This window comes from Actimicrobium sp. CCC2.4 (assembly GCF_034347385.1).
GTDB lineage: Bacteria > Pseudomonadota > Gammaproteobacteria > Burkholderiales > Burkholderiaceae_D > Actimicrobium.
Genome location: NZ_CP133777.1, coordinates 3,831,242 through 3,857,614 on the forward strand (window position 1 = coordinate 3,831,242; position 26,373 = coordinate 3,857,614).

General features: G+C 60.1%; 23 protein-coding genes, 1 other RNA gene and 2 pseudogenes. 14 read left to right on the forward strand and 12 right to left on the reverse strand.

Annotated elements, in window-relative coordinates; all coding sequences use genetic code 11:
• Window positions 1–50 precede the first annotated feature (50 nt).
• The 12 genes and pseudogenes from ompA (at window position 51) to RHM62_RS17675 (ending at window position 12,613) form a co-directional block, all read left to right on the forward strand.
• Window positions 51–695 carry an outer membrane protein OmpA gene (gene ompA / locus RHM62_RS17620; RefSeq protein ID WP_322123339.1) on the forward strand — a complete coding sequence of 215 codons (645 nt, stop codon included), beginning with the start codon at window positions 51–53 and terminating at the stop codon, window positions 693–695.
• A gap of 108 nt (window positions 696–803) precedes the next feature.
• On the forward strand, window positions 804–1,502 hold the full coding sequence (gene ubiG, locus RHM62_RS17625) for a bifunctional 2-polyprenyl-6-hydroxyphenol methylase/3-demethylubiquinol 3-O-methyltransferase UbiG (protein ID WP_322125439.1): 699 nt from the start codon (window positions 804–806) through the stop codon (window positions 1,500–1,502).
• A gap of 29 nt (window positions 1,503–1,531) precedes the next feature.
• Window positions 1,532–2,197, forward strand: coding sequence for an HAD-IA family hydrolase (locus RHM62_RS17630; protein ID WP_322123340.1), 666 nt, complete (start codon window positions 1,532–1,534; stop codon window positions 2,195–2,197).
• A 48-nt stretch (window positions 2,198–2,245) separates the two neighbouring features.
• Window positions 2,246–2,606: a transfer-messenger RNA gene (gene ssrA, locus RHM62_RS17635) on the forward strand.
• A 296-nt stretch (window positions 2,607–2,902) separates the two neighbouring features.
• Window positions 2,903–4,321, forward strand: coding sequence for a DUF5666 domain-containing protein (locus RHM62_RS17640; protein WP_322123341.1), 1,419 nt, complete (start codon window positions 2,903–2,905; stop codon window positions 4,319–4,321).
• Window positions 4,322–4,434: 113 nt separating this feature from the next.
• Window positions 4,435–5,807: pseudogene (locus RHM62_RS17645) on the forward strand (DUF3375 domain-containing protein).
• Window positions 5,807–6,435, forward strand: a pseudogene (locus tag RHM62_RS17650) (DUF4194 domain-containing protein). The pseudogenes RHM62_RS17645 and RHM62_RS17650 overlap by 1 nt, the downstream one beginning before the upstream one ends.
• Window positions 6,428–8,332: an ATP-binding protein gene (locus tag RHM62_RS17655; protein WP_322123342.1), complete on the forward strand. Its 1,905-nt coding sequence runs from the start codon at window positions 6,428–6,430 to the stop codon at window positions 8,330–8,332. The pseudogene RHM62_RS17650 and the gene RHM62_RS17655 overlap by 8 nt, the downstream one beginning before the upstream one ends.
• Complete coding sequence (locus tag RHM62_RS17660; protein ID WP_322123343.1) at window positions 8,329–8,817, forward strand: DUF3322 domain-containing protein; 489 nt, start codon at window positions 8,329–8,331, stop codon at window positions 8,815–8,817. The genes RHM62_RS17655 and RHM62_RS17660 overlap by 4 nt, the downstream gene beginning before the upstream one ends.
• A 48-nt stretch (window positions 8,818–8,865) precedes the next feature.
• Window positions 8,866–9,492, forward strand: a complete 627-nt coding sequence (locus RHM62_RS17665; protein ID WP_322123344.1) for a DUF2220 domain-containing protein — start codon at window positions 8,866–8,868, stop codon at window positions 9,490–9,492.
• Between the two features lie 137 nt (window positions 9,493–9,629).
• Window positions 9,630–11,630 (forward strand): putative bifunctional diguanylate cyclase/phosphodiesterase, encoded by a 2,001-nt coding sequence (locus RHM62_RS17670; RefSeq protein WP_322123345.1) that lies wholly within the window; start codon window positions 9,630–9,632, stop codon window positions 11,628–11,630.
• Between the two features lie 35 nt (window positions 11,631–11,665).
• Window positions 11,666–12,613, forward strand: coding sequence for a metallophosphoesterase family protein (locus RHM62_RS17675; protein WP_322123346.1), 948 nt, complete (start codon window positions 11,666–11,668; stop codon window positions 12,611–12,613).
• A 31-nt stretch (window positions 12,614–12,644) separates the two neighbouring features.
• Here RHM62_RS17675 and ppnN read toward each other — a convergent pair whose 3' ends face one another.
• Both ppnN and tcdA read right to left on the reverse strand, forming a co-directional pair.
• A complete protein-coding gene (ppnN, locus tag RHM62_RS17680; RefSeq protein WP_322123347.1) occupies window positions 12,645–14,015 on the reverse strand; it encodes a nucleotide 5'-monophosphate nucleosidase PpnN in 1,371 nt (456 codons plus the stop codon).
• 51 nt (window positions 14,016–14,066) lie between these two features.
• Window positions 14,067–14,888, reverse strand: a complete 822-nt coding sequence (gene tcdA / locus RHM62_RS17685; protein WP_322123348.1) for a tRNA cyclic N6-threonylcarbamoyladenosine(37) synthase TcdA — start codon at window positions 14,886–14,888, stop codon at window positions 14,067–14,069.
• Between the two features lie 137 nt (window positions 14,889–15,025).
• Here tcdA and pdxH point away from each other — a divergent pair, with 137 nt between their 5' ends.
• Window positions 15,026–15,661: a pyridoxamine 5'-phosphate oxidase gene (pdxH, locus tag RHM62_RS17690; protein ID WP_322123349.1), complete on the forward strand. Its 636-nt coding sequence runs from the start codon at window positions 15,026–15,028 to the stop codon at window positions 15,659–15,661.
• Window positions 15,662–15,665: 4 nt separating this feature from the next.
• Here pdxH and msrA read toward each other — a convergent pair whose 3' ends face one another.
• Complete coding sequence (gene msrA, locus RHM62_RS17695; protein WP_322123350.1) at window positions 15,666–16,196, reverse strand: peptide-methionine (S)-S-oxide reductase MsrA; 531 nt, start codon at window positions 16,194–16,196, stop codon at window positions 15,666–15,668.
• A gap of 100 nt (window positions 16,197–16,296) precedes the next feature.
• On the opposite strand from msrA, the gene RHM62_RS17700 reads away from it, so the two are divergent.
• Window positions 16,297–16,815: a flavin reductase family protein gene (locus RHM62_RS17700; RefSeq protein WP_322123351.1), complete on the forward strand. Its 519-nt coding sequence runs from the start codon at window positions 16,297–16,299 to the stop codon at window positions 16,813–16,815.
• A gap of 83 nt (window positions 16,816–16,898) precedes the next feature.
• On the opposite strand, the gene RHM62_RS17705 is transcribed toward RHM62_RS17700, so the two are convergent.
• The 9 genes from RHM62_RS17705 to RHM62_RS17745 form a co-directional block, all read right to left on the reverse strand.
• On the reverse strand, window positions 16,899–17,585 hold the full coding sequence (locus tag RHM62_RS17705) for an OmpW/AlkL family protein (RefSeq protein ID WP_322123352.1): 687 nt from the start codon (window positions 17,583–17,585) through the stop codon (window positions 16,899–16,901).
• Window positions 17,586–17,656: 71 nt separating this feature from the next.
• Window positions 17,657–18,724, reverse strand: a complete 1,068-nt coding sequence (locus tag RHM62_RS17710) for an SGNH/GDSL hydrolase family protein (protein ID WP_322123353.1) — start codon at window positions 18,722–18,724, stop codon at window positions 17,657–17,659.
• Window positions 18,725–18,863: 139 nt separating this feature from the next.
• Window positions 18,864–19,865, reverse strand: coding sequence for an L-threonylcarbamoyladenylate synthase (locus tag RHM62_RS17715; RefSeq protein WP_322123354.1), 1,002 nt, complete (start codon window positions 19,863–19,865; stop codon window positions 18,864–18,866).
• Between the two features lie 9 nt (window positions 19,866–19,874).
• Window positions 19,875–21,068 carry a 5-(carboxyamino)imidazole ribonucleotide synthase gene (locus RHM62_RS17720; RefSeq protein WP_322123355.1) on the reverse strand — a complete coding sequence of 398 codons (1,194 nt, stop codon included), beginning with the start codon at window positions 21,066–21,068 and terminating at the stop codon, window positions 19,875–19,877.
• On the reverse strand, window positions 21,065–21,556 hold the full coding sequence (purE, locus tag RHM62_RS17725) for a 5-(carboxyamino)imidazole ribonucleotide mutase (protein ID WP_009666705.1): 492 nt from the start codon (window positions 21,554–21,556) through the stop codon (window positions 21,065–21,067). The genes RHM62_RS17720 and purE overlap by 4 nt, the downstream gene beginning before the upstream one ends.
• Before the next feature lies 1 nt (window position 21,557).
• Window positions 21,558–22,454 carry a phosphoribosylaminoimidazolesuccinocarboxamide synthase gene (locus RHM62_RS17730; protein WP_322123356.1) on the reverse strand — a complete coding sequence of 299 codons (897 nt, stop codon included), beginning with the start codon at window positions 22,452–22,454 and terminating at the stop codon, window positions 21,558–21,560.
• 88 nt (window positions 22,455–22,542) lie between these two features.
• Window positions 22,543–23,607: a class II fructose-bisphosphate aldolase gene (fba, locus tag RHM62_RS17735; protein WP_322123357.1), complete on the reverse strand. Its 1,065-nt coding sequence runs from the start codon at window positions 23,605–23,607 to the stop codon at window positions 22,543–22,545.
• 33 nt (window positions 23,608–23,640) lie between these two features.
• Window positions 23,641–25,074, reverse strand: a complete 1,434-nt coding sequence (gene pyk, locus RHM62_RS17740; protein ID WP_322125440.1) for a pyruvate kinase — start codon at window positions 25,072–25,074, stop codon at window positions 23,641–23,643.
• 51 nt (window positions 25,075–25,125) lie between these two features.
• Window positions 25,126–26,319: a phosphoglycerate kinase gene (locus RHM62_RS17745; protein ID WP_322123358.1), complete on the reverse strand. Its 1,194-nt coding sequence runs from the start codon at window positions 26,317–26,319 to the stop codon at window positions 25,126–25,128.
• Window positions 26,320–26,373: the final 54 nt, after the last annotated feature.

Here is a 26,373-nt window from a genome sequence, read left to right on the forward strand (position 1 = left end):
GCATTTGTTGCGCAGTTTGATCTGCGGATATCCCAACCGAGAGGAGAAACATGAATACATTAGTAAAGCTCGTCTTCGCTGCGTCCGCAGTCGTTGCCCTGTCTGCCCAAGCGCAGGAAAACATCCAGGCCAAGACTCCTAACAGCGCCTACGTCCAGGATGCTCGCGGCGTCATCGTTCGTGATCCATTTGGTCTGTGCTGGCGTACCGGCTACTGGACCCCTGCTGATGCAGTTCCAGGCTGCGATGGTGAAATCGCCAAACCAGCACCAGTCGCTGTTGTCGCTCCTGCTCCGGCACCTGCTCCGGCACCAGTAGTCGTTCCACCAGCACCAGTGTCGGAAAAAGTCACCTTCGCTGCTGACGCCTTCTTTGATTTCGACAAATCAGTGTTGAAGCCAGACGGTAAAGCCAAGCTGGATGACCTGGCATCGAAGCTGCAAGGCATGAACCTCGAAGTCATCATCGCTGTCGGTCACACTGACTCCGTTGGTAGCGACGCCTACAACCAGAAGCTGTCGGTTCGCCGCTCAGAAGCCGTCAAGGCCTATCTGGTTTCCAAAGGTATCGAAGCCAATCGCGTCTACACCGAAGGCAAGGGCGAAAAGCAACCCGTTGCAGACAACAAGTCAGCAGCTGGCCGCGCCAAAAACCGTCGCGTTGAAATCGAAGTTGTCGGTACCCGTACCAAGTAATTTCGTCACGCTTCATCAAAAACCCCGCTTCGGCGGGGTTTTTTTATGGCGGAAGCAATTACAGTCTGCGCCGTGCAGCGGCACGACATTCCCGCTATCATTCACGCCATGAACGCAGACCCCCAAGAACTCAAAAAATTTAGTGATCTCGCCCACCGCTGGTGGGATCCCACTTCCGAATTTCGTCCTTTGCATCAAATCAATCCGCTACGGCTGGAGTGGATCAACGCCCGGGTTCCTCTTGCGAACAAAACCGTGCTCGATATTGGTTGCGGAGGCGGCATCCTGGCCGAGTCGATGGCACGCAAGGGCGCAAAAGTCACCGGCATTGATCTGTCCGAAAAAGCGCTGAAAGTTGCCGACTTGCATAGCCTGGAGGCCGGCATCGATATGCGCTATGAAATGATCTCGGCAGAGAACATGGCAGAACGTGAACCGGCCTCCTTCGATGTCGTGACCTGCATGGAAATGCTGGAACACGTGCCCGATCCGGAAGCCATCGTGCGTGCCTGCGCAACCCTGGTCAAACCAGGCGGCAAAATATTTTTCTCTACACTCAATCGCAATCCAAAAGCCTATCTGTTCGCCATTATCGGCGCCGAGTACGTCTTGCGGCTGCTACCCAAAGGGACGCATGACTACAGTAAGTTCATTACTCCTGCCGAGCTATCCCGCTATGCACGTGTCGCCGACCTGAATATAGATGGGCTCAAAGGCATGACGTATAACCCGTTTCTCAAGTCTTACAGCTTGAACGGCAATACGGATGTCAACTACATGGTGGCCTGCACCCGGCCGCTCGCGTAATCCCCCCACCAGTTTCCAGGAAAACCGACATGTTATTGGCGACACCTCGCGTGATCCTGTTTGATCTTGACGGCACGCTCGTTGACAGCGCCCCCGACCTGGCCGGTGCAATGCACCGGCTCCAGCAAGAGCGGGGTCTGCAGTTAAGCGACTACGAACTGCTGCGCCCCCATGCTTCTGCAGGTGCTCGCGGCCTGATTTATGCGGCGTTCGGGATTCGGCCGGAGGACGACGGCTACGAGGCATTGCGCGTCGCTTTTCTTGATATCTATGCAGCGAACATTGCCGACAAAAGTCATTTGTTTGCAGGCATTCCCGATCTGCTCGACAAATTGCACCAGCAAGACATCGTCTGGGGCATTGTCACCAACAAGGCCGCACGCTTTACCGACGCGCTGGTACCCCAACTTGCGTTGTCAGCCACCGCCTGCATCGTCTCCGGCGACACCACGCCGTACGCAAAACCGCATCCGGCCCCGCTGCTCGAAGCCGCCCGCCGAATCGGTGTCGCCGCAGAACATTGCTGGTACGTCGGCGATGACCTGCGCGATATCGAAGCCGGCCGCGCAGCCGGCATGGCAACGGTCTCCGTAGGCTGGGGTTATGGCAATCCGCATCATCCGATCGCATGGGATGCAGACATGCACGCGACCACGCCGGCAGACTTCCTGGCACTGATCGGCGCGGGCGTCTAGATTTCAAGCTGCCTCGATGGACTCGATGCGTTATAATCCGCTCTGCTTGGGGGCGACCTGGTTTCGACAGGGGTTGCAAAGCAGCGCAGGGCATACCGAGGGCTGGTCACCTCGTAAATACAACCAGAAAAAACATAACTGCAAACGATAACTCGTACGCACTAGCAGCTTAATTGCTGTCTAGCTCTACACCATCTCTTCCCTGGGGTGGGCTGGCAACAGCAGTAGAGTCATTCACAGGGAATCGCGTAAAGCCGGGTCACTTGGTCAGCGCTAAATCTAAGGTGACTCGTCTTGCCGCAGCGTGTGCGTCCGCGTCGGCCGGATTAAATCAAATGGCAGCACTAAGTATGTAGAACTGTCTGTAGAGTACTCTTGGACGCGGGTTCGATTCCCGCCGCCTCCACCAAGAATTCGTTTTAAGATGTTCCAAGATGTTCAAAAAGCCGCACTTCTCCCTATGAGAATGCGGCTTTTTTGTTTCCTGGCACGTCACAGAACACATTCAACCTGTCGTCCCCGCCTTGGCTGCAAGTTCGAGAGCCACTTCCCCTGCCTGCGGAAGGCAAGATTGTTTCACTCCTAATTTTGTTGCACTTCATCAATAGAATTTAATTTCTTTGATATCTCCTCAACATTCCCTTGGTAATCTTTTGCAGACCGGACGCATTCAGCCCCGGCTAAAACAATCCCAGGGAAACATTCATGAAAACAACGCGTTCGACGCTCTACTGGCAGCTGATGGCCTTAGCTGGCACTGCCCTTCTGGCTGCTTGCGGTGGAGGTGGCTCCACATCTGTTACACCGCCCACAACTCCAACTACACAAACATCGGCCGGTACGTCCGTTTATGTCGGCCCCATAGGCGGCTTTGGCTCGGTAATCGTCAATGGCATGCGCTTTTCATCGGTCGGCGCGACGCTGGTCGATGATGACGCGAACACGATCAACCTGGACCAGCTCAAGCTGGGAATGACAGTACGCGTCACTGGTGACACCAATGACACCACCCAGACAGGTACGGCAAGCCGCCTCGAACTGGTCCACGGAACACGTGGCACGCTCAGCGCTATCGATGTCAATGCAGGCACCCTCGTCGTAATGGGGCAGCGCATCGTGACCAGTACGGCCACAAGCTATCAGGGCGTAAGCGGACTCGCGGCACTGACTGCCGGACAAGCAGTTGAAATTTACGGCGCGCTGCAAGCCGATGGCAGTCTGCTGGCGACACTGATCGAAGCCAAAACCGCGCTGACTTCGGTCAATCTGACCGGTCGCGTGGCTGCACTCGGCGCCACAACATTTCAGGTGGGGTCACTCACCGTGAACTTCAGCGCAGCGACGGTCAACGGCGTGCTAGCTGATGGCAAGCGCGTCAAGGTCCGCGCGACGGCAGCCCCGGTTGGAAATGTACTTACCGCCAGCTCGGTAAAAGTCTTCGACAACAGCGCCGTATTCGGCAGTACGGTCACCAGCGGCGTACGCCTCAAACTCAAGGGAGTAGCCGACACGAGTCCACTCAACGGATTGCTGACGGTGTCCGGTACCCAGGTCAACATCACGAACGCAATCATCAAAGGGGCCACCACCACAGTGGTCGCCGGCCAGTTTCTTGAAGTCAAGGGTGTGTGGGATGGCAGTGTTTTGCAGGCGAGCGAAGTCGAACAGGAGGGCTTTCGGGAGAGCCAGATCGGTGGTCGCAACGAACTCTACGGCACCGTCAACAGTATCAACGGCAGCACCGCCATTGTTAATGGCGTCACGGTTGATCTGAGTGCAGCCGTGTTCCAGCATGGCAACCTGCAACTGGTCACCGTAGGCAGTTATGTTGAAATAAAGGGCAACATGCGCGGCAGCCTACTGGTGGCGACCCGGATCGAACTCAAGACCAACAGCACCGCCAAGGACATCGTCTACGAACAATCCGGCGTGATCCAGGGCTTTACATCGGTGGCCGGCTTCAAGCTCAATGGTCTGCAAATAGATGCGTCTCAGGCCGTCTTTGAACGCGGCGCAGCAACCGGACTGGCCAACGGGATCTACATTGAAATCAAGGGAGCGCAGAACAGTAGCGGAGTATTCGTCGCCACCAAGGTAGAAATCAAGACCGCTTCACCTGGCTAAACCCGCTTGGTCGCTTGAACTCCCTCAATGCCAACGCTGCGCCGTTGGCATTTTTTATGGCTTTCACGCATGCTTCGGGTATAACAACATGGTACCAACGCCCACAAAAACGCATGCCGCTCGATTACGCCACCCTTGATTTACTGCGTTTATCCCATCCGGCCTGGCGCTTGCTGAGATCGGATCACGCGCCACTCATCGCCAGCTTTCTGGAGCGCGTCTTCGTCACGCCGAACCTGCGCGTCATCGCGCAATCCGACCTGGCCGAAGCACTCGACGATGAACTGTTCGGCTTGCGTCAGCGTTACGGTGCCGACACGTATCCAAAACCCGCACTCGACTATCTCAATGACTGGGCCAATACGGACAAGGGCTGGCTGCGTGCAGCTTCGTGGGCACCGAATCACGCTTGCTGACGCTGTTCGACCTGCTCAAGCAAATCAACAGCGGCAGCGACGCCGATCCGCAGACCCGGCTGGCCGGACTACACCAACAGCGCGACGCCATCGATGCCGATATCGCACGCGTGCTGGCCGGCGATATCGCGCTGCTCGACGACACGGCGCTGAACGATCGCTTCCAGCAATTCATGGCGCTGGCGCGTGAACTGCTGACCGATTTTCGTGAAGTCGAGCACAACTTTCGCGGACTCGACCGACGCGTGCGCGAGCGCATCGCGCTGTGGGATGGTGCCAAAGGGACGCTGCTGGAACAGATCATGGACGAACGCGATGCGATTGCCGATTCGGACCAGGGCAAGAGCTTTCGCGCCTTCTGGGATTTCCTGATGTCGGGCAGCCGGCAGGAAGAACTATCGACGCTGCTCGACCGCGTACTGGCGCTGGCACCCGTGGCCGAGCTGAAGCCGGATGCGCGTATCCGGCGCGTACACTATGACTGGCTCGAGGCCGGCGAACACACGCAGCGTACGGTGGCACAACTGTCGCAGCAACTGCGCCGCTTTCTGGATGATCAGGCCTGGCTGGAAAACCGCCGCATCATGGATATCCTGCGTGGCATCGAAGTGCGTGCACTGGCGCTGCGCGACACGCCACCGGCCGGTGTCATCATGCAGATCGACGACATCGCTGCCGACCTGGAGTTACCGATGGAACGGCCGCTGTTTTCGCCATCGATCAAACCGGTCATTACCGATAGTGCGCTGGAGTCCGGTGCCGATGACACGTCGGCGGCGACCATGCAGACCTTGTATGCGCAAGTCGTAATCGACAAACCGCAGCTGGTGCGGCAAGTCCGTCGTGCGCTGCAGGACCGGGCGCAAGTGACGCTGCGCGAAGTCTGTGCACTGCATCCGCTGCAGCACGGCCTGGCCGAACTGGTGGCTTATCTGCAACTGGCCAGCGACACCTTCACCAGCCTCGTCGACGAAGATGCCAGCGAGCCTATCGTCTGGACCCGCACCGGCGACGACGGCCAGCCGGTACACAAGCAGGCGATCCTACCGCGCATAATTTTTTTGAGGTAATGATGACTGACGAAACCCAACGGGAGGCGCAACACGGTCCCGACAGCGCCGACTTGTCCGCGCTGGTGATCGTCCTGCTCAAAGGTGTGCTGTATCAGGATGGCGATGCCGGCCTCTGGAACGGCTTGCTGAATTTGCAGGCGCGCGTGCGCGATTACGTGCTGGTGCTGGGCCTTGAACTGGTACTCGACGAGGCCGAAGGCTATGCCTTCCTGCGCTCGCGCACCATCGCCGAAGACGACGACGCACCGAAGTTGCCGCGGCTGGTGGCACGCCGGCCGCTATCATTTCCGGTCAGCCTGCTGCTGGCATTGCTGCGCAAAAAATGGCCGAGTTCGATGCCAGCGGCGGCGATACCCGGCTGATCCTGGAGCGCGAGGCCATCGTCGATCTGATTCGCCTGTTCCTGCCGGAGAGCAGCAACGAAGTGCGTCTGATCGATCAGGTCGACACCCACATCAACAAGATCGTCGAGCTCGGTTTTCTGCGCAAGCTCAAGGCCGGTCCGCCCGCCTTTGAAGTACGCCGTATTTTAAAAGCCTTCGTCGATGCGCAGTGGCTGGCCGAATTCGATACCCGGCTGGCGGCCTACCAGAGCACGCTCAACGGCGTCACGGCGCATGAATAAGCCAGACGCCCAACAGACGCTCGGCATGGACTTCATCGCCGACGACACCCTGTCCGGCTTCCGCCTGCAGCGCCTCGAAGTGTTCAACTGGGGCACCTTCGATGGCCGGGTCTGGTCGCTCGATCCGGCCGGCAAGAACGCGCTGCTGACCGGCGATATCGGCTCCGGCAAATCGACGCTGGTCGATGCGGTGACGACGCTGCTGGTGCCGGCGAACAAGATCGCCTACAACAAGGCCGCCGGTGCGGACAACAAGGAGCGCACGCTGCGTTCGTACGTGCTGGGTCATTACAAGTCCGAGCGCAACGATGGCAGCGGCAGTGCCAAACCGGTCGCGCTGCGCGACCACAATAACTACTCGGTGATACTCGGCGTGTTCCATAACGCCGGCTACGACCAGACCATCATGCTGGCACAAGTGTTCTGGATGAAGGACGCGCAAGGCCAGCCGGCGCGCTTTTTTGTCGGTGCCGAAAAAGCCCTGACGATCGCCACCGACTTCGCCCGATTCGGTGCCGACATCGGTGCGCTGCGCAAGAAATTGCGTGCGGCCGGCGCGGATATTTTCGATACCTTTCCGCCGTATGCCGCGTGGTTCCGGCGGCGCTTCGGCATTGAAAACGATCAGGCGCTGGAACTGTTCCATCAAACCGTATCGATGAAGTCCGTCGGCAACCTGACTGATTTCGTGCGCAACCACATGCTCGAACCGTTCGATGTGGCGCCGCGCATCGCGGCCCTGATAGGCCATTTCGACGACTTGCATCGCGCCCATGAAGCGGTCCTGAAAGCCAAGCGCCAAGTCGCCTTGCTGGTGCCACTGGTCGCCGATTGCGCGCGCCATGGCGAACTGATCGCGACCTCCGACGACCTGCGCGCCTGCCGCGAGGCATTGCGCAGTTACTTCGCCAGCCTCAAGAGCGGGCTGCTCGACAAGCGTCTCGCCAGTCTGGTCGATGAATGGACCCGGCAGGATCATCAAGTACGTCGCCTGAGCCAGTTGCAGGCCGAGCGTCGCAGCGAAGAAAGCGACCTGCGTCGCAGCATCGCCGACAACGGTGGCGACCGGCTCGAGCGACTGGCCACCGAGATCACACGCAAGAGCAGCGAGCGCGATGTACGCGAGCGTAAGGCGCGTCGCTATGCCGAACTCGCGCGGGCGGTCGGCGAAACCCCGTGCGACGACGAAACCGCTTTCATCGCACAACAGCACCGCCTGACGGAACTGGTCGAGGCGGCCCGTACGCAAGACGCCAGCATGGAAAATCGCCTGACCGAACATGGCGTCAGCCTGCGTCAGGGCAAACTCGAACACGATGCGCTGGCCGCTGAAATCACCAGCCTGAAAGCGCGGCGCAGCAATATCCCGGCCGAGCAAGTGCTGATGCGCGCGGCGCTGTGCAAGGCACTGGCGCTGTCCGAAGACGACATGCCGTTCGCCGGGGAACTGCTGCAGGTGCATGACGACGAGCGCAACTGGTTCGTCTTTGCAGGCAGCGAACGCTGGCGCGAGGACGACACCGAACACGAGCATTACTCGGATTCGGGCGGCAAGTCCGGCGGACAAAAAGAGAAGCTGGCCTATACCGTGCTGGCGGCCAGCCTGGCCTATCAGTTCGGCTTGAAGTTCGATGAAGTCCGCTCGCGCTCATTCCGCTTCGTGGTCATCGATGAAGCCTTCGGGCGCGGCTCGGATGAATCGGCGCAATACGGCTTGCGCCTGTTCGCCCAGCTCAATTTGCAATTGCTAATCGTCACGCCGCTGCAAAAAATCCACATCATCGAACCGTTTGTCTCCAGTGTCGGCTTTGTCCATAACGAAGAGGGTCGCGCCTCGAAAGTACGCAAGCTGTCGATCGAGGAATACCGCGCCGAAAAAACCCGGCTGGCCGGATGAACTGGACCAGCCCGTCCGCACTGATAGCGCAATTGCACAAGCTGTGGGAGCGCGGTGACCTGCTGGCCGGCATGGTCAGCGGCGAGTCGCTATTTCCCCGCCGGCTGGTGCTGAAGTCGCCGTCCTCGACCGAACTGAGCGAACACTTCGATGCCGCCCGCGCGTGGATCGCCACGATCAATGCGCTGCCGCACTGCCGGATCGAGCAGCGCGAATTCCGGCACCGCGTCTTCGGTAGCAATCGCGTGCCCGATGCGGTCTGGATCGACAGTCTCGACGACGCGCTGGCACTGCTCGACAAGCGCCGCGACGCACGCCGCTTCGCTGGCTTGCTTGACCGGACGCGCCTGCGCCAGCCGGCGCTGCTGCCGTGGCTGGCAAGCCGGCCACTGCAAGCGCTGGCGCTGCACGACGACTGGCCGCGCCTGCTGGATCTGGTCGACTGGATGCAGGCGCATCCGCGTCCCGGCCTGTATCTGCGCTAGGTCGATATCGCCGGTGTCCATAGCAAATTCATCGAAGCCCATCCCGGCGTGCTGAGCGCCCTGTTTGATCTTGCCCTGCCGGCACACGCCATCGATCTGTCCGCCACCGGGGTCGCCGGTTTTGCACAGCGCTTCGGTTTCCGTGACAAACCGCAGCGCGTGCGCTTCCGGCTGCACGACCCGGCCGGACTCGATACCGACATGACGCTCGATACCGCCAGCTTTGCGCGCCTCGATCCGGCCGTCACGCAGGTCTTCATTACTGAAAACGAAATCAACTTCCTGGCCTTTCCGCTGCCGGCAGACAGCATTGTCCTGTTCGGTGCGGGTTACGGCTTCGACATGCTGCGCGACGTCGGCTGGCTGACGCGCTGCCGGCTGATTTACTGGGGCGATATCGATACCCATGGCTTTGCCATCCTGGACCAGTTACGCAGCCGGTTCCCGCAGGTCGAATCGCTGATGATGGACCATGCCACCTTGCTGGCGTTTGCCGCGCAATGGGGACAGGAAGACCAGCCGACGCTGCGCGAACTGCCCCGCCTGCATGCCGGCGAGCGCGCGTTGTATGACCTGTTGCGCGACAACCGGCTGGGGCAGAACGTGCGACTGGAGCAGGAGCGGATCGGCTTTGGCTGGATCGGCCCGGCGCTGGCCGCACTCCCCCGCATGTAATGGTTGCCGCTCTGGCATCCCTACGAAGTCGCCCGATTCAATTTGCAACACCTTGCGAGCAACCTTGCCCGTAGCCCTTGTTACCGTCTACTATTACCAATAGTTACAAATCGATCCATTCCTCCAGACATGGAACCATGAGCGCAAACGACCTTCAACACGCCTTGAAGCGCCACGTGCCACCGACAGCCGGAGCAGGTAGGCGTCGTTTGCGCTTCCTTAAAAACAATAGCGTGATGCTGCTGTTCTGGATCGCACTGTGCGTACTCCTGATCGTCTTCCATTTCCGCCAGCAGCCTGCCGGGGCAGCGCCCGAAGTGATCACCTTACTGCCAGCACTGACTGCCTTGACGGCTTGCTGGTTATGGTCGGCAAGAGCCTGGCACCGGTACGAGAAAAATGAAGTTCGCGACTCGTACCGCATGGCGACCGAGTGCAGCATCGACGGGATCACGATACTGATGGCGGTCAATGACCGGCACGGCAAGACCATCGATTTCCTCATCAGCGATTGCAATAACCGCAGCGCGCTTTTCCATGGCGTGGAGGCGAAAACATTGATCGGCATGCGTTTATCCGAGGTAACGGCAGCACCCTATTTTCCGGAAACGATGAAGGCGATGCGTACCGCGCTCCAGACCGGTTATCTGGAGGATGAATTGCGTGGCCGCGCCAGCCATCCGGACGAACCGCAATGGATGCATCGCCAGCTCGCCCGAACCGGCACTGGTATCGCCATGACATTACGTGACATCTCCGAAAAAAAAATCCATGAACGCGAGCTGTGGCGGATGGCAAATGAAGATGGCCTGACCGAGCTGCCGAACCGCAACTGGCTGACCGGCTTCCTGCCCGAGGCAATCCGGCAGGCGCGACAGGCCGGTCGCATGGTTGCGGTACTGTTCATCGACCTCGATGATTTCAAGGACGTCAACGATACCCTCGGTCACTCTGCCGGTGACGAGCTGCTGCGGGTGGCAGCACGGCGGCTGCAATCGATCTTGCGCCCGGGAGACCATGTCGCACGGCTCGGTGGCGACGAGTTCACCGTGATCCTGTCATCCATCACCGATCGCCATGCCGGTGCGCTGGTCGCGCAACGCATCATCGATGCCTTTGCCACGCCGTTCGAGCTGGGCTATGGCACCGATACCGTTGGCATTTCTCTCGGGATCAGCCTGTTTCCGGATGACGGACACGACGCCGGCGACTTGCTGAAAAATGCCGATATCGCGATGTATTGCGCAAAAACCGCCGGCAAAAACCGTGCGCGGTTTTATGAATCGCGCATGTCGGCAGCATTGAACGCCAGAGTTGATATTGAACGCGCGTTGCAATGCGCAATAGAACACAACGAATTCGTGATTTTTTACCAGCCACGCATCAATACCGTCAGTGGTCAATTGCTTGGCCTCGAAGCCCTGGTACGTTGGCAACATCCTGAGCGCGGCATGGTGCCACCGCTCGAATTCATTGGCATCGCCGAAGAAACCGGCATGATCCTGGCACTCGGCGAACTGATCATCGAACAAGTCTGCAGGCAGATTGCCAGCTGGCGCGACGCCGGTTTGCCAGTTGTCCCGGTATCGGTCAACGTCTCGCCGCGCCAGTTTGAAAAGGGCAACATCAAGATCCTGTTCGCAACGCACATGCTGCGCCACCGGATTGATGCAGGTCTGGTCGAAATCGAAATCACCGAATCATCGATGATGGGCGAAGAGGAAGAACTGTCCCACGAGCTGCGCACGATACGCGCGCTGGGCATCAAGTTGCTAGTCGATGATTTTGGCACCGGCTACTCGTCGCTATCGCAATTGCAGCGACTGGCCATGGATGTGCTGAAGGTCGATCGAGCCTTCACGTCGGAGCTTGGCAAGACGACGGAAGGCGAAGTGTTTTTCCGGGCAATCGTGTCGATGGCGCATGCATTAGGCATGACGGTCGTCGCGGAAGGCGTCGAAACAGTACAGCAATTGCGTATCCTGCAGGAACTCAGCTGCGACGAAATCCAGGGCTATCTGATCTCGCGTCCGGTGCCCGCCAACGAAATACCTGCCCTGCTGCTACAGCCCTACTTGCAAGGGAACACACGGCAAATCCTTTTTCCTGCCCGGGCACAGGCCGAGATTGCTTTGTGACCAGCAACATCGTAGTCTCCGGCCAGGAGATTTCCATGACCAGATTGTTCTTCCCGTATTCCACCACCCTGCCCGTTACCGCTGGCTTGCTGCTGATGCTGGCACTGAGCGGCTGCACCAGCGGTCATCGACACGTCGCCACCGAAACCGCCGGTCCGGCCATTGCCGGTACCGGCATCACCGTCTTCGCTGCCGGTGATATTGCCGATTGCCGCCAGCGCCCGGCGGCCAGCACCATGGCCGCGCGTACTGCCGAGCTGATCGCCGCGGGACTGGCCGATGATGCCGGCGCGGTCGTCCTGACTCTGGGCGATAACGTCTACCAGTCCGGCACGCCGGCCGAACATGCCGACTGCTACGCGCCAACCTGGGGTCGCTTCAAGCAGCGCACCTTGCCCAGTCCCGGCAACCATGAGTATTACAGCAAGGACGCCGCCGGCTATTACGATTACTTCGGCAGCCTCGCCGGCCCACACCGACGCGGTTACTACAGCACCGGGCTCGGTGGCTGGCATGTCATGTCATTGAACAGCAACCTCAAGGGCGCGGCCCAACAAGCGCAGCTCGATTGGCTCAAGGCCGATCTGGCCGCCCATCCATCGACCTGCTCGCTGGCATTCTGGCATCACCCGGTACAGAGTTCCGGTGGTCATGGCAGCGACGAGCGCATGCGCGCGGTCTGGCAACTGCTGGCCGATGCCGGCACCGACCTGATCCTGTCGGCGCATGACCATGACTACGAACGGTTTGCGCCGCAAGGACCAAACGGTGCGATGCGCCAGTTCGTGGTCGGCACCGGCGGTGCCGAACTGTCACCGTTCCGCTTCTTTGTCGCCGGCAGCGAAACCGCCAACAACGAGACATTCGGCGTACTCAGGCTGGTCTTGAAAGCCACCGGCTACGACTGGGAATTCATGCCGGTCGGTGGCGGTACGTATCGCGACCAGGGCAGTGCACGCTGCGTCACGGTCGCGGGCAAATAAGCGGGACGCAGGCGCGCCGTCCCGACTGTCTTTACAACAGGATCCGATAGCACGGCGAATACGCGGTGCCGGGCAACTTCATCCGGTGCTGCTCGACAAACGAGGTCAGCAACGCATCCATCGACGCCATCATCACTGCATCGCCCTGCAATTCGAACGGACCATGTTCTTCGATTGCCTTGATGCCATCGGCTTTGACATTGCCTGCCACGATGCCGGAAAACGCCCGCCGCAGATGCGCTGCCAGCAAGTGCGGCTCCTGATTCTTGTGCAGGCGCAGCGCACGCATGTTGGCGTGGGTCGGTGCGAACGGTAGCTGGAATTCCTGATCGATCTTGAGCAACCAGTTGAAGTAATACGCATCACCGTGGGTCTTGCGGAATTCGCGCACGGTCTTGATGCCCGCATCCATTTGCTGCGATACCAGCGCCGGGTCGTCCACGATGATCTGGTAGCGCGCCTGCGCCGCCGTACCGAGCGTGTCACCAATGAAGCGGTCGATCTGTTCGAAATAAGCTTGCGCGCTTTCCGGGCCGGTCAGGATTAACGGGAATGGAATCTCAGCGTTGGCTGGATGCAGCAAAATGCCGAGCAGGTAGAGGATTTCTTCGGCGGTCCCCGGACCACCCGGAAAGACAATGATGCCGTGGCCGGCACGCACGAAGGCTTCGAGGCGCTTTTCGATATCCGGCAGGATCACCAGCTCATTGCAGATCGGGTTGGGTGACTCTGCCGCGATGATGCCCGGTTCGGAAAAACCGACGTAGCGACTGTTCTGGATCCGCTGCTTCGAATGGCCGATGGTGGCACCTTTCATCGGTCCCTTCATCGCTCCCGGACCGCAGCCGGTACAGATATCCAGACCGCGCAGACCGAGTTCGTAACCGACTGATTTGGTGTAGTTGTATTCGTTGCGCACAATCGAATGGCCACCCCAACACACCACCAGGTTCGGACTCAGCAGCGGCCGCAGTACCCGCGCATTGCGCAAGATATGGAACACCGCATCGGTCGCACCTTCGGACGTGTCGAGGTCGAGCGCGCCACTGTTGTAGATCGACTCGTCGACATAAATGATGTCGCGCAGCACCGCGAACAGGTGCTCGCGTATGCCGCGGATCATCTTGCCATCGACAAAGGCGCTGGCCGGCGCGCCGCGTACATCGAGCTTGATGCCGCGTTCGCGCAGCACGATACCGATATCAAAGTCCGGATAGCGCTCCAGCAGCACCTTGCCGTCGTCCATGTCGCTGCCGCAATTGAGAACCGCCAGCGAGCAATTGCGAAACAGCTGGTACATGCCGCTGCGGCTGCGATCGAGCAACTTGTTGACTTCTGCTTTCGACAGAACTTCAAGGTGGCCTTCAGGGGAAATCTGGGTATCAACAGTGGGATAAATCATCAGCATCAATTCTCGAAAAAGTGGGGGACGATCTCAGTGTAGCGAGATCGATTATTCCTCAAAAGCAATTTTGTTTAATACCTGCGATGCGGCAACAAGCCCGAAGGCAGCGGTCACGACCATGGCCGATCCGAACCCTGCACAATTGAGTCCGGTGATACCGGCGACGGCCTCATCACTGTCGTCGTCAGCGCTTTCCGCTGCGGCCGGAAAGCGCAGGTGCTCGGTCGAAAACACCGCATCGATACCAAACTTGTTGCGGGTACCACGCGGAAAACCGTGCTCCGAGCGCAGCCGCTTGCGCACCTTGGCCAGTAGCGGTTCCTGCTCGGTACGGCACAGGTCGCGCACTTCGATTTTGGTCGGATCGACCTGGCCACCGGCACCGCCGATGGTGATGAGCCGCAGCTTGTGCGTGCGGCAATAGGCGATCAGTGCAGTCTTGGCGCGGACGTTATCGATCGCATCGACGATGTAGTCGTAGCCGCGGCTGCCTATCATCGCATCGAGGTTATCGGCATCGATGAATTCCTCGATCTGGTTGACCCGGCAAAACGGGTTGATCTGGGCGATGCGCTCGGCCAAGGCTGTCACCTTGGCCTGGCCCATCGTTGACGTCAGCGCATGAATCTGGCGATTGACATTGGACTCGGCCAGGTTGTCGAGATCGATCATCGTGATCTGCCCGATGGCGCTGCGGGCCAGCGCTTCGACAATCCACGAACCGACGCCACCGACGCCAATCACGCACACATGGGCAGCGCGAAATCGCGCCAGTGCGGGCGCGCCATACAAGCGCGCAATGCCACCAAAGCGGCGCTCAAAATCGATCTCGGGAAGTTCGGCAATCGCGGAGAGTGCGGTATCAGTCATGGGTACGGGGGAAAAAATCATCCGCCATTTTAACGGACGGGATCATTGTGTTTGCGCCTAAAATCATGGTCACTGCATTCACCTCTCTATCAAGGACATCACGATGACCAGCATGACCAACATCAGCGGAGCCTGCCATGTCGATCGCTGACCTGCGCAAGGATTACAGCCAGTCCAGCCTGTCGCGCGCCGACGTGCTCGACGACCCGATCCGGCAATTCGGCAAATGGTTCGACGAAGCACTGGCAGCGCAAGTACCGGAACCGAACGCGATGAGCCTGGCTACGGTGGCCGCCGACGGACGACCATCGTCACGCATCGTGCTGATCAAGGAATTCGATGCGCGCGGCTTTGTCTGGTTCACCAATTACGGCAGCCGCAAGGGCCAGGAATTGCAGCACAACGGCCATGCAGCACTGCTGTTCCACTGGGTCGAACTGGAACGCCAGGTTCGCATCGAAGGCCGCGTCGAACGGATCACGGACGAGGACAACGATGCCTACTTCAATAGCCGCCCGCTAATGAGCCGCATCGGCGCGATCGCCTCGGCGCAAAGCGAGCCGGTCGCCAGCCGCCGGGAACTGGAGGCACGTTTCAGTGCCGCCGAAGTCGCCAGCGGACCGGCTCCGGCAAGACCTGCGCATTGGGGTGGCTACCGGCTGGTACCCGATTACCTTGAATTCTGGCAAGGCCGGCCATCGCGCCTGCATGACCGGATCGCCTACCAGCAACTGTCGGATGGTAACTGGGAGCGAGAGCGCCTGCAGCCCTAGCTGCCTAAGACCGCAGCTTGGCCGTGAACAGTTTGCGGAACTTGGCTACCTTGGGTTCGACCACGAACGCGCAATAGCCCTGCTCCGGATGCTGGACGAAGTAGTTCTGGTGGTAGTCCTCGGCCTTGTAGTACGTGGTCGCAGGACTGAGTTCGGTGACGATAGGCGCATCCCAGACGTTGGCCATTTCGGCCGTCACGTGGTGCGCCATGTCTTCCTGCTCCTGCGAGTGGAAATAAATCACTGACCGATACTGTGTGCCGACATCAGCACCTTGCCGGTTCAGCGTAGTCGGGTCATGGATCGTGAAAAAAACCTCCAGCAGTTCGCGGTAGCTGACGACGCTATTGTCAAAGCTGATCCGGACGACTTCGGCATGGCCGGTGGTGCCGTTGCATACGGCTTCGTAGCTTGGATTGACGACGCCGCCGCCGGTATAACCGGACTCGACCGCCAGCACGCCATTGAGTTGCTGATACACCGCTTCGGTGCACCAGAAACAGCCTCCGCCTAATGTTGCCATTTCTGTTGCCATGTTCGCTCCTTCTGTTTTGAGCCCTGACTTTAACGCAAACCAGAGTGCTCCGCAGCCAAGCTACTTTTTCGGCATAATGTCGCAACTCTCAGGAAGCCCGATGCCATTGCCCATTCAAAACCCCGTCACGACGCCATTCGACAGCCGTCATTTTCGCCATGCGCTGTCGCAGTTCGCCACTGGCGTCACCGTCATCACGACCCGGACTGCCGATGGCACGATGCTGGGATTGACCGCCACCTCGTTCAACTCGGTATCACTGCAACCACCGCTGGTACTATGGAGCCTCGGCTGTACTGCCAACAGCATGGCAGGTTTCAATGACAGCACCCATTACATAATCAATGTGCTGGCCGCCGACCAGTCGGCGCTGGCCAACCGTTTTGCCAGCCGTATCGAAGACCGGTTCGCTGATATCGCACTGGATTTTTCCGCCAACGGCCAGCCGGTCCTGCGCGGCGCAGTCGCCTGGTTCGAGTGCAGCAACCGCAGTCGCTATCCGGAAGGCGACCATATCATTTTTGTCGGTGAAGTCACGCATTGCGAAGTGGGCTCAGGCGCGCCGCTGGTCTATTACGGTGGCGCTTATTGTTCCGCGAGTGCGCTGCCGGCGGCCTAGACGCTGCAATAAAAAAAGCGCTGCAGGCGGATCGCCTGCAGCGCTTTTTCTTTGCTGCTGCGCGGGTCAGCGCAGCAGCCTGTTCAGAACTTGTAGCCGACTGAAATACTGAAGGCAACCGGATCGAGCTTGGTGTCGATGGTGCGCTTGGTGCCGGAAGAATCCAGCGTGGCCGTGGTCTTCAGGTAGGTCTTGACCAGTGCCGAATCAATGAACCAGCGGTCGTTGATCGCATAGGTGGCGCCGATCTGCGGCGAAATACCGAACTTTGCCTCGATGTCGACGTTGGTCGGACCCAGCAATGCCACCAGCGTTGAACTCGCATGCGCATCACGGAAATAAGCATAGGTCACGCCCAGCCCGACATACGGACGAAACCGTGCGGTCGGTTCGAGCAAGCGGTACTGCACGAACAAGGTTGGCGGCAATTGCTGGACGTCGCCGATCTTACCGACGCCGTTGATCGAGCCCTTGCCGACCATGTCATGGCGGTACGGCAAGCCAAGCACCAGCTCGGTCGAGATGTTATCCGTGATCATGTAAGTTGCCGCGACAATCGGTGCATACGCACTGTTGACGTCAACCTTCACGCCGCCCAGACCGGGACCGCTCAGGTCGCCGCTATGGACCATCGGCGTGATCAGGTTTTCACCGACTTTGACCATCCATTGACCGGCCGACTGGGCCGATGCCGGCAGGGCTGCCGTGGCGAGTGCGGCAACAGCCACCACGGCAAGCAGCCGGGGCAAAGCAAATACGGATTTGTTCATGTGTCTTCTCCAGTTCGAGGAATACGCGTTGTGTGTTGTTCTTTACCGGCGGCAGGAGTCGCTCTGCGTGATCAGAACCAGCCTTTTTTCGCCAGTTGCAGCGTGACGTAATCGGCGAACAGGCGATGACCGAAGATGGTCGGATGGACCGAGTCGGCAAACAGGAAGCCGGCATTGGCGCTCGGGATCAGCGTGCTGGCATTGCAGAACAGCGATGACCCGCTTGGCAGTTTGGTCAGATCGCATGCCGGCACAGTGAAGTTGGTCACGCCGTACTGGACCGAGTTGGTGAACACGTCCTTGTTGGCGGCATTGGCATCGACCACCACCACATTGAGTGCCAGGTCAGCAACCGCTTTCTGGAAGGTCGCATTGAAGGTGTTGACCAGACCGGTCAGCAGCGCCCGTCCATCGGCCGTAATCGATGCACCGTACGGTGTTGCCGCACTGTCCGGCAGGTTCATCACGACGATATATTTGGCACCCTTGGCGAGGATCTTGTCGCGCACGTAACCGGCCAGTTCGGTGGCGGCCGTCGCCATTGCCAGCCCGGCGGTTTGCTGGGCGGCCTGTGCAGCGGCACCAACGCTGGCGGCAGTCGCGCCTGGTGCGGTGCTAGCGGCACCGATGACGGCGGCGACATAGCCGGCCTGGTAAAACACGTCGTTATTGCCACCGTAGACAAACACCAGGTCGGTCGGCTTGTAGCTGACGTTGGCCGCCAGATGGTTGTCCATCTGGGTTTTCATCGGGATCGTCAGCGCGCCGGTGTCATGACCGATACCGTTGATGCTGGTGACGCGCGAACCACCCTGGCCATAGGCCGTGCAACTGGTTTTCGGACAGGTCACGCTGGTGGTGGCATAGCCCACCACGTTAGGCGTAATTGTCAGGTTGAGCTTGGCCGCAATGTCTTCGATCCAGATGGGGCCGGGGTTGGTGGTGAACTTGCCGCCGGTCGGCAGACCGGTAGCGGGATTGATCGTGGCCGGTGCATACGACCCGGCATCGCTGAGGCTGTCACCAAACGAAATGACCGCACTGAATTGTGGTTTGGAAGGACTGCCGGTGCTGCCGCCGCCACAACCGGCGAGGACGGCGAGGGAAAGAACAGCGGCGGATAGCTTGAACTGTTGCATTGCGTGTCTCCTTTAAAAGGCTTTTTATAACGAACGAAAAACTCCACAAAAACGCACGTGTGTTCTTTTAATTTCGGTCGAGTATGTCACTGATAACAGTGCTTGACCATACGCAAAGTCCCGTTCGGATAGCCTGAAATTAGAGGAGACGCTCCAGAATGCCTGCCGAGTCGTGGGCCGCCCGGCGCAGGCGATCATTGATGGCTTGCCAGTCGGCCGAACCAGGCGGTGCCTCGATCAGGATCAGGTCCGCATCGGCCATGTCGAGCAGACGCAATCCGGCATACAGGCCATGGGCATAGCCGGCCGGCGACGACGGCAATTGCAGCGCACCGGCGTGATGAACGGCGCTCCAGTGCAGCAGTGCAACCCGGCGACCGGCCGCAGCCAGTTGCTGCAAGGTCGGCGCAATATCTGCGCTGGCAATCATCGCCACCGGCGTGCGCGGTGCATAGTGCGCTTCGAGCGTGCCGGAAGCGCGCGGTGCAGCGGCGTCCGGTGCGGCCGGTGTCACGCCGAGTACCTGCGCCAGTTGCAAGGTGGTGATGCGACCGGGACGCAGCAGTACCGGACCATGCGAGTCCAGCCGCGACAAGTCGATGATGCTCGACTCGATCCCGACTTCGCTCTGGCCGCCATCGAGGATCAGGTCGACCGACCCATCGGTAAATTCATCGCGCACATGCTGCGCGATGGTCGGGCTGACATGGCCGAACTTGTTGGCCGACGGCGCGGCGATACCGCCCTTGCCACCCTTGAAAGCGCGCAATAAGGCTTGCGCCACCGGATGCGACGGACAACGCACGCCGATCGAATTTTGCCCGCCCGCCACTGCTGCCGGAATATGTGCGGCACGCGGCAGGATCAGCGTCAGCGGACCCGGCCAAAAGGCATCGATCAGGGCCTGCGCCTCGTTGGGAATCGCACTGACCCAGTAGCCGGGGTCGGCCTCCGGTGCCAGATGCACGATCACCGGATGATTCGACGGCCGGCCCTTGGCGGCATAAATGCGTGCAATCGCCGCCGGGTTTTCGGCATCGGCACCGAGGCCGTAGACGGTCTCGGTCGGAAATGCCACCAGCCGGCCCTGTTCGAGCAGCGCGGCAGCGCGGAGGATGTCATCGTCGTGCAGCAGGCTCACGCGTGCGCCTTAGCGTGCAATGCGCAGGATCGCGCACGCTGCCTGCAAGCTCGCTTGCGCGTGATCCAGCGTCGCCGCGACGAAGGTCACGTGGCCCATCTTGCGGGACGGCCGCGGATCATCCTTGCCGTACAAATGCAGCGATGCACCGGGCAAGGCCAGCACGCGATCCCAAGCCGGCTCGATCCGTTCGCCGGTGGCGACATCGAACCACAAATCGCCAAGCAGATTGAGCATCACCGCCGGCGAATGCTGGCGCACATCGCCCAGCGTCAGTCCGGCCATCGCCCGCACCTGCTGCGCGAACTGGCTGGTGATACAGGCATCGATCGTGTAATGCCCGCTGTTATGCGGTCGCGGTGCCATCTCGTTGACGACCAATGACCCATCGTCAAGGATAAAAAATTCGATGCACAGTACGCCGACATAACCGAGATGGTCGATGATCGCCAGCGCCGCATCATGGGCCCGCATCGCGCAATCGGCCGACACGTTCGGACCGGGCACGGTGGTGGTGAAGAGGATGCCGTCGCGATGGACGTTTTCGGCAATTGGATAGACCACCGATTTTCCATCATGGCCGCGCGCTGCCAGCACCGAGACTTCATAGGCCAGCGGCAGCATTTTTTCGAGCACGCACGGCACGCCGTTCATGCCGGCAAATGCGGTGCGTAATTCGGCGATGGTCGTGACGCGGGCCTGGCCCTTGCCGTCGTAACCGAGCCGCACTGTTTTCAAAATACCGGGCAGTAGCCCATCGCTCACGGTGTCGATATCGCTATCGGCAGCGATCAGCTGGTGCGGTGCCGGCAGCACGCCGGAGCGTGCGGCGCAATCGATGAAGAAGCGCTTCTCGACCATCCGGTCCTGCGCCACCGACACGCACGCCGCCGACGGCGAGACGCTGGCATGCTGCGCCAGCAAGTCCAGGCTGGCAGCCGGCACGTTCTCGAATTCGGTCGTCACGGCCGCGCATTGCACGGCCAGTTCCTGCAGCGCACCGGCGTCGTCGTAACGCGCCACCAGATGCCGGTCGGCCGCATGTGCGGCCGGCGATTCATCGACCGGCTCCAGCACCGCGACTTTGTAGCCCATCGCTTGTGCGGCATGGACGAACATCCGGCCGAGCTGGCCGCCGCCCATCACGCCGAGCCACGTAGCCGGGGTTGCCGATGGAATCAATGCAGGCTGCAGGTCGCTCATAACGGCAATACCATCGCCAGCGCGACTTGCGTCTGCGCCGTGCGGAATACCTCGAGTTTGGCGGCCAGCGCGTCATCGGTGGTCGCCATCATCGCAATGGCGGCCAATGCCGCATTGGCGGCACCGGCTTCACCGATGGCGAAGGTCGCGACCGGAATGCCCTTCGGCATCTGCACGATCGACAGCAATGAATCCTCGCCGCGTAAATATTTCGATGGTACCGGCACGCCCAGCACCGGCACGATGGTCTTGGCCGCCAGCATGCCCGGCAAGTGCGCTGCACCGCCGGCACCGGCGATGATCGCGACCAGGCCGCGCGCACGGGCGCTTTCGGCATAGGCAAACAATTGGTCCGGCATCCGGTGTGCCGAGATCACTTGCGCCTCATGCGCGATACCAAAATCCTTGAGCATCGCGACCGCATGTTGCATCACGTCCCAGTCGGATGAGGAACCCATCACGACGCCGACTTTTACTGATTCAGTCATCTCAGTCCTCCAGCGTGCCGCCGGTCAGGCGCTCGAGCGCTTCGCGGTATTTGGCACCGGTTTTTGCGATCACGTCGGCGGGCAGGGTCGGTGCCGGCGCGGTCTTCGGCCAGTCGGTCAATGTCTCGAGATAGTCGCGCACGAACTGTTTGTCGAACGACGGTGGCGAACTGCCCGGCGCGTACGAATCGGCTGGCCAGAAACGTGACGAGTCGGCCGTCAGCACTTCATCCATCAGGTACATCGTGCCATCGGCATCGAGGCCGAATTCGAACTTGGTGTCGGCGATGATGATGCCGCGCGTGGCGGCATAATCGGCTGCTGCCTGGTACAAGGCGATACTGACATCGCGCATCTTCGCGGCCAGTTCTGCACCAATGCGCTGCTCCATGTCGGCGAAGCTGATGTTCTCGTCGTGCTCGCCGAGTTCGGCCTTGGCCGCCGGTGAGAAGATCGGTGCGGCCAGCTTGTCGGCCTGGCGCAAACCGGCCGGCAACGCCACGCCGCAGACCGCGCCGGTGGCCTGGTAATCCTTCCAGCCGGAGCCGATCAGGTAACCGCGCACGACCGCCTCAACCATGATCGGCTGCAGCCGCTTGGCCACCACCGCACGACCGCGCACCTGGTCGATTTCATTGGCTTGCACGACCGATTCCGGCGTCACGCCGGTCAGGTGATTCGGCACGATGGCGGCGAGTTTTTCGAACCAGAAATTCGACATCTGGTTGAGCACGCGACCCTTGGCCGGAATCGCTTCGTTCATCACGACATCAAACGCCGACAGGCGGTCCGTCGTGACGATGAGGATCTGGTCGTCACCGACGGCGTAGTTGTCGCGCACTTTGCCGCGGCCCAGCAGCGGCAGGGACGGGATCTCGGACTGATAAAGACTGGTCATATGTTTTTCCATAAATTCCGGCCGGGGATGCATGCGCAACGCCGGCCGTTAGGTGCCCCGTGGGACAGGTTACTGTTCAATGATCGACTTATTGAACGATCTGTTTCAGGTCGCCCTGCTTGTATTTTGTCGCCATTTTTTCGAGTGACAACGGCATGATCTTTGAGGCCTGGCCTTCGCAACCGAAGGACAGGAAACGCGACTTGGCCACCAGCATTGCGGCTTCGCGGGCAGGTTTCAGGTAATCGCGCGGATCGAATTTGGATGGATTCTCGAACAGGTAGCGACGGATCGCGCCGGTCATCGCCAGGCGGATATCGGTATCGATATTGATCTTGCGCACGCCGTGCTTGATGCCTTCCTGGATTTCTTCGACCGGCACGCCGTAGGTTTCTTTCATGTCGCCGCCGAATTCACGGATCTCGGCCAGCAATTCCTGCGGCACCGATGACGAGCCATGCATCACCAGATGCGTGTTCGGGATGCGGGCGTGGATTTCCTTGATGCGGTCAATCGCCAGGATGTCGCCGGTCGGCTTGCGTGAAAACTTGTACGCGCCGTGCGAGGTACCGATCGCAATGGCCAGTGCATCGCACTGGGTCAGGTGGACGAAGTCGGCGGCTTGCGAGACATCGGTGAGCAATTGCTCGCGGGTCATCTTGCCGTCGGCGCCGTGGCCGTCTTCCTTGTCGCCCATCATGGTTTCGAGCGAACCGAGCACGCCCAGTTCGGCTTCGACCGTCACGCCGATGGCGTGCGAGAACTCGACCACCTTGCGCGAGACTTCGACGTTGTATTCGTAGCTGGCGACCGACTTGCCGTCTTCATTGAGCGAGCCATCCATCATCACCGACGAGAAGCCGGAGCGGATCGCGGTCATGCAGACCGACGGCGACTGGCCGTGATCCTGGTGCATCACGACCGGGATGTGCGGATAGGCTTCGATGGCCGCTTCGATCAGGTGGCGCAGGAAGGGCTCGCCGGCATATTTGCGGGCACCGGCCGAGGCCTGCATGATGACCGGCGAATTGACTGCATCGGCCGCGCCCATGATGGCGAGGACCTGTTCGAGGTTGTTGACATTGAATGCCGGCAGGCCGTAGCCATTTTCAGCAGCGTGGTCGAGCAGTTGACGCATTGAGACGAGTGGCATGGTGAGACTCCAGAGCTAGTTAAATTTGGTCGTTCAGTGCGCGCCGATTTTCACGATCCGCAGCGCGTTGGTGCCGCCGGCCTGCCCCATCGGCTCGCCCCAGGTGACGACGATCATGTCATCTTTTGCCACCACGCCTTTGGCCAGCAACAAATCCTGGACGTTTTTCAGCATGACGTCGGGGTCGGTTAATTTTTCCAGCTCAAAAGGCCGCACGTTGCGGTACAGCGCGGCCTTGCGCTGGGTTGCCATGCTAGGCGTCATCGCAAAGATCGGGATATCGATGTTGTGCCGGCTCATCCACAGCGGTGTCGATCCCGATTCGGTCAATGCCACGATTGCTTTTACGCGCAGATGATACGCGGTGAACAGCGCGCCATACGCAATCGATTGATCGATCCGGCTAAAAGTGAGGTTCATGAAATCGGCGTCGAGCTTGTAGTCTTCGGATTTTTCGGCTTCGATGCAGATGGCATCCATCGCTTCGACGGTCTCGACCGGATAGCGACCGGAGGCGGTTTCGGCCGAGGTCATCACGGCATCGGTACCATCAAGCACCGCATTGGCCACGTCCGACACTTCGGCGCGGGTCGGCACCGCATTGACGATCATCGACTCCATCATCTGGGTCGCGGTGATGGCCAGCTTGTTCGAGGCGCGCGCCATCTTGATCATGCGTTTTTGCAGTGCCGGCACGGCCGCATTGCCGACTTCGACAGCCAGGTCGCCACGCGCCACCATGATGCCATCGGAGGCGTCGAGGATTTCCTGCAAGACCGGAATCGCTTCGGCGCGCTCGATCTTGGCGATCATCAGCGGCTTGTGGCAATACTGCTCGCCGGCGATGTTGGCCAGCTGGCGCGCCATCATCATGTCGGTCGCGCTTTTCGGAAACGATACCGCCACGTAATCGGCCTGGATGCTCATCGCCGTCTTGATGTCTTCCATGTCCTTGCCGGTCAGTGCCGGCGCCGACAGTCCGCCGCCCTGCCGGTTGATGCCCTTGTTGTTGGACAGTTCGCCACCGATACGCACCGTGGTGTGAATCGCGCTACCGACGATTTTGTCGACGATCAGTACGATCAGTCCATCGTTGAGCAACAGCACATCATTGGCGCGCAAGTCGCGCGGCAGCTCGCGGTAATCGAGTCCCACCACATCCTGATTGCCCAGCTGGCAAGCGGCGTCGAGCGTAAAGCTGGCCCCTTTGACCAGCTCGATCTTGCCGTGTTCGAACTTGCCGACGCGGATTTTCGGGCCTTGCAGATCGGCCATGATGGCGATCTCGACACCGCAATCGGCCGCTGCCTGGCGCACCAGCGCGGCCCGGTCGATGTGGTCCTGCGCCTTGCCGTGCGAAAAATTGAGCCGCACTACGTTCACGCCGGCGCGAATCATGCGCGTCAGGGTATCGAGGTCACTGGAGGCGGGACCGATGGTGGCAACGATTTTAGTAGCGCGGGACAAGGACATAGGGGAACCCTTTCGAAGGCGTATCTGCTGGTTGATGTGCGGTGCTTATTGACTGAAACGTTGTTGAAGAATCGCGACGGCCGGCAAGGTCCGGCCTTCGAGGAATTCCAGGAAAGCGCCACCACCGGTCGAGATGTAATCAATGCGATCGGCGATGTCGTACCTGGCAATGGCAGCTAGCGTATCACCGCCGCCGGCAATCGAGAACGCCTTGGCGTCGGCAATCGCCAGCGCCAGTGTTTTGGTGCCATGGCCGAACTGTTCGAACTCGAACACGCCGACCGGACCATTCCACACCACGGTGCCGGCTTGCGCAATCTGGCCGGCCAGCAGCGCGGCAGTTTGCGGACCGATGTCGAGGATCAGGTCATCGTCTTCGACGTCGGCCACGGCCTTGACGGTGGCGACCGCATCGGCAGCAAACTGCTTGGCGCAGACCACGTCGGTCGGGATAGGCACCGACGCGCCGCGTGCACTCATCATCGCCATGATCTCGCGGGCTTCATTGACGAGATCGGCTTCGGCCAGCGACTTGCCGATCTTCAGGCCGGCCGCCAGCATGAAGGTGTTGGCGATGCCGCCGCCGACGATCAGGTGGTCGACCTTGGACGCCAGGGCTTTCAGGATGGTGAGTTTGGACGAGACCTTGGAACCGGCCACAATCGCCAGCAATGGCCGGGCCGGCGCATTGAGCGCCTTGCCGAGCGCATCGAGTTCGGCCGCCAGCAAAGGACCGGCGCAGGCGACCGGCACAAATTGCGCGATACCGTAGGTGGTGGCTTCGGCGCGGTGGGCGGTGCCGAACGCATCATTGACGTAGATGTCGCATAGCGCGGCCATCTTTTTTGCCAGTTCGGGATCGTTCTTTTTTTCGCCACGATTGACGCGGCAGTTTTCCAGCAACACGATCTGGCCCGGCGAGACTTCGACGCCATCGACCCAGTTATGGACCAGCGTGACGGTTTGATCGAGCAGTGCCGACAGGCGCGTGGCAACAGGTGCGAGGGAATCGGATTGCTTGAATTCGCCTTCGACCGGGCGACCCAGATGCGAGGTCACCATCACGGCAGCGCCGGCGTCCAGCGCCTGGCGAATCGCCGGAATCGAGGCGCGGATGCGGGTGTCTTCGGTAATATTACCGTCGGCATCTTGCGGCACGTTCAGGTCGGCGCGGATGAAGACGCGTTTGCCGCGCAATTGGTTGGCGGCGATCAGGTCGCTCAGTCGGTTGAATTGCATAGTCAAAAATCCCGAAACCCAGGTTGGAAGAGGCCGCATTTTACCTCAGCACCC

Excerpts from the sequence above, each read along its gene's own strand:
- ompA (WP_322123339.1), top strand. The coding sequence starts at position 51 with ATGAATACATTAGTAAAGCTCGTCTTCGCTGCGTCCGCAGTCGTTGCC.
- ubiG (WP_322125439.1), top strand. The coding sequence starts at position 804 with ATGAACGCAGACCCCCAAGAACTCAAAAAATTTAGTGATCTCGCCCAC.
- RHM62_RS17630 (WP_322123340.1), top strand. The coding sequence starts at position 1,532 with ATGTTATTGGCGACACCTCGCGTGATCCTGTTTGATCTTGACGGCACG.
- RHM62_RS17640 (WP_322123341.1), top strand. The coding sequence starts at position 2,903 with ATGAAAACAACGCGTTCGACGCTCTACTGGCAGCTGATGGCCTTAGCT.
- RHM62_RS17655 (WP_322123342.1), top strand. The coding sequence starts at position 6,428 with ATGAATAAGCCAGACGCCCAACAGACGCTCGGCATGGACTTCATCGCC.
- RHM62_RS17660 (WP_322123343.1), top strand. The coding sequence starts at position 8,329 with ATGAACTGGACCAGCCCGTCCGCACTGATAGCGCAATTGCACAAGCTG.
- RHM62_RS17670 (WP_322123345.1), top strand. The coding sequence starts at position 9,630 with ATGAGCGCAAACGACCTTCAACACGCCTTGAAGCGCCACGTGCCACCG.
- RHM62_RS17675 (WP_322123346.1), top strand. The coding sequence starts at position 11,666 with ATGACCAGATTGTTCTTCCCGTATTCCACCACCCTGCCCGTTACCGCT.
- ppnN (WP_322123347.1), bottom strand. The coding sequence starts at position 14,015 with ATGATTTATCCCACTGTTGATACCCAGATTTCCCCTGAAGGCCACCTT.
- tcdA (WP_322123348.1), bottom strand. The coding sequence starts at position 14,888 with ATGACTGATACCGCACTCTCCGCGATTGCCGAACTTCCCGAGATCGAT.
- pdxH (WP_322123349.1), top strand. The coding sequence starts at position 15,026 with ATGTCGATCGCTGACCTGCGCAAGGATTACAGCCAGTCCAGCCTGTCG.
- msrA (WP_322123350.1), bottom strand. The coding sequence starts at position 16,196 with ATGGCAACAGAAATGGCAACATTAGGCGGAGGCTGTTTCTGGTGCACC.
- RHM62_RS17700 (WP_322123351.1), top strand. The coding sequence starts at position 16,297 with ATGCCATTGCCCATTCAAAACCCCGTCACGACGCCATTCGACAGCCGT.
- RHM62_RS17705 (WP_322123352.1), bottom strand. The coding sequence starts at position 17,585 with ATGAACAAATCCGTATTTGCTTTGCCCCGGCTGCTTGCCGTGGTGGCT.
- RHM62_RS17710 (WP_322123353.1), bottom strand. The coding sequence starts at position 18,724 with ATGCAACAGTTCAAGCTATCCGCCGCTGTTCTTTCCCTCGCCGTCCTC.
- RHM62_RS17720 (WP_322123355.1), bottom strand. The coding sequence starts at position 21,068 with ATGAGCGACCTGCAGCCTGCATTGATTCCATCGGCAACCCCGGCTACG.
- purE (WP_009666705.1), bottom strand. The coding sequence starts at position 21,556 with ATGACTGAATCAGTAAAAGTCGGCGTCGTGATGGGTTCCTCATCCGAC.
- RHM62_RS17730 (WP_322123356.1), bottom strand. The coding sequence starts at position 22,454 with ATGACCAGTCTTTATCAGTCCGAGATCCCGTCCCTGCCGCTGCTGGGC.
- fba (WP_322123357.1), bottom strand. The coding sequence starts at position 23,607 with ATGCCACTCGTCTCAATGCGTCAACTGCTCGACCACGCTGCTGAAAAT.
- RHM62_RS17745 (WP_322123358.1), bottom strand. The coding sequence starts at position 26,319 with ATGCAATTCAACCGACTGAGCGACCTGATCGCCGCCAACCAATTGCGC.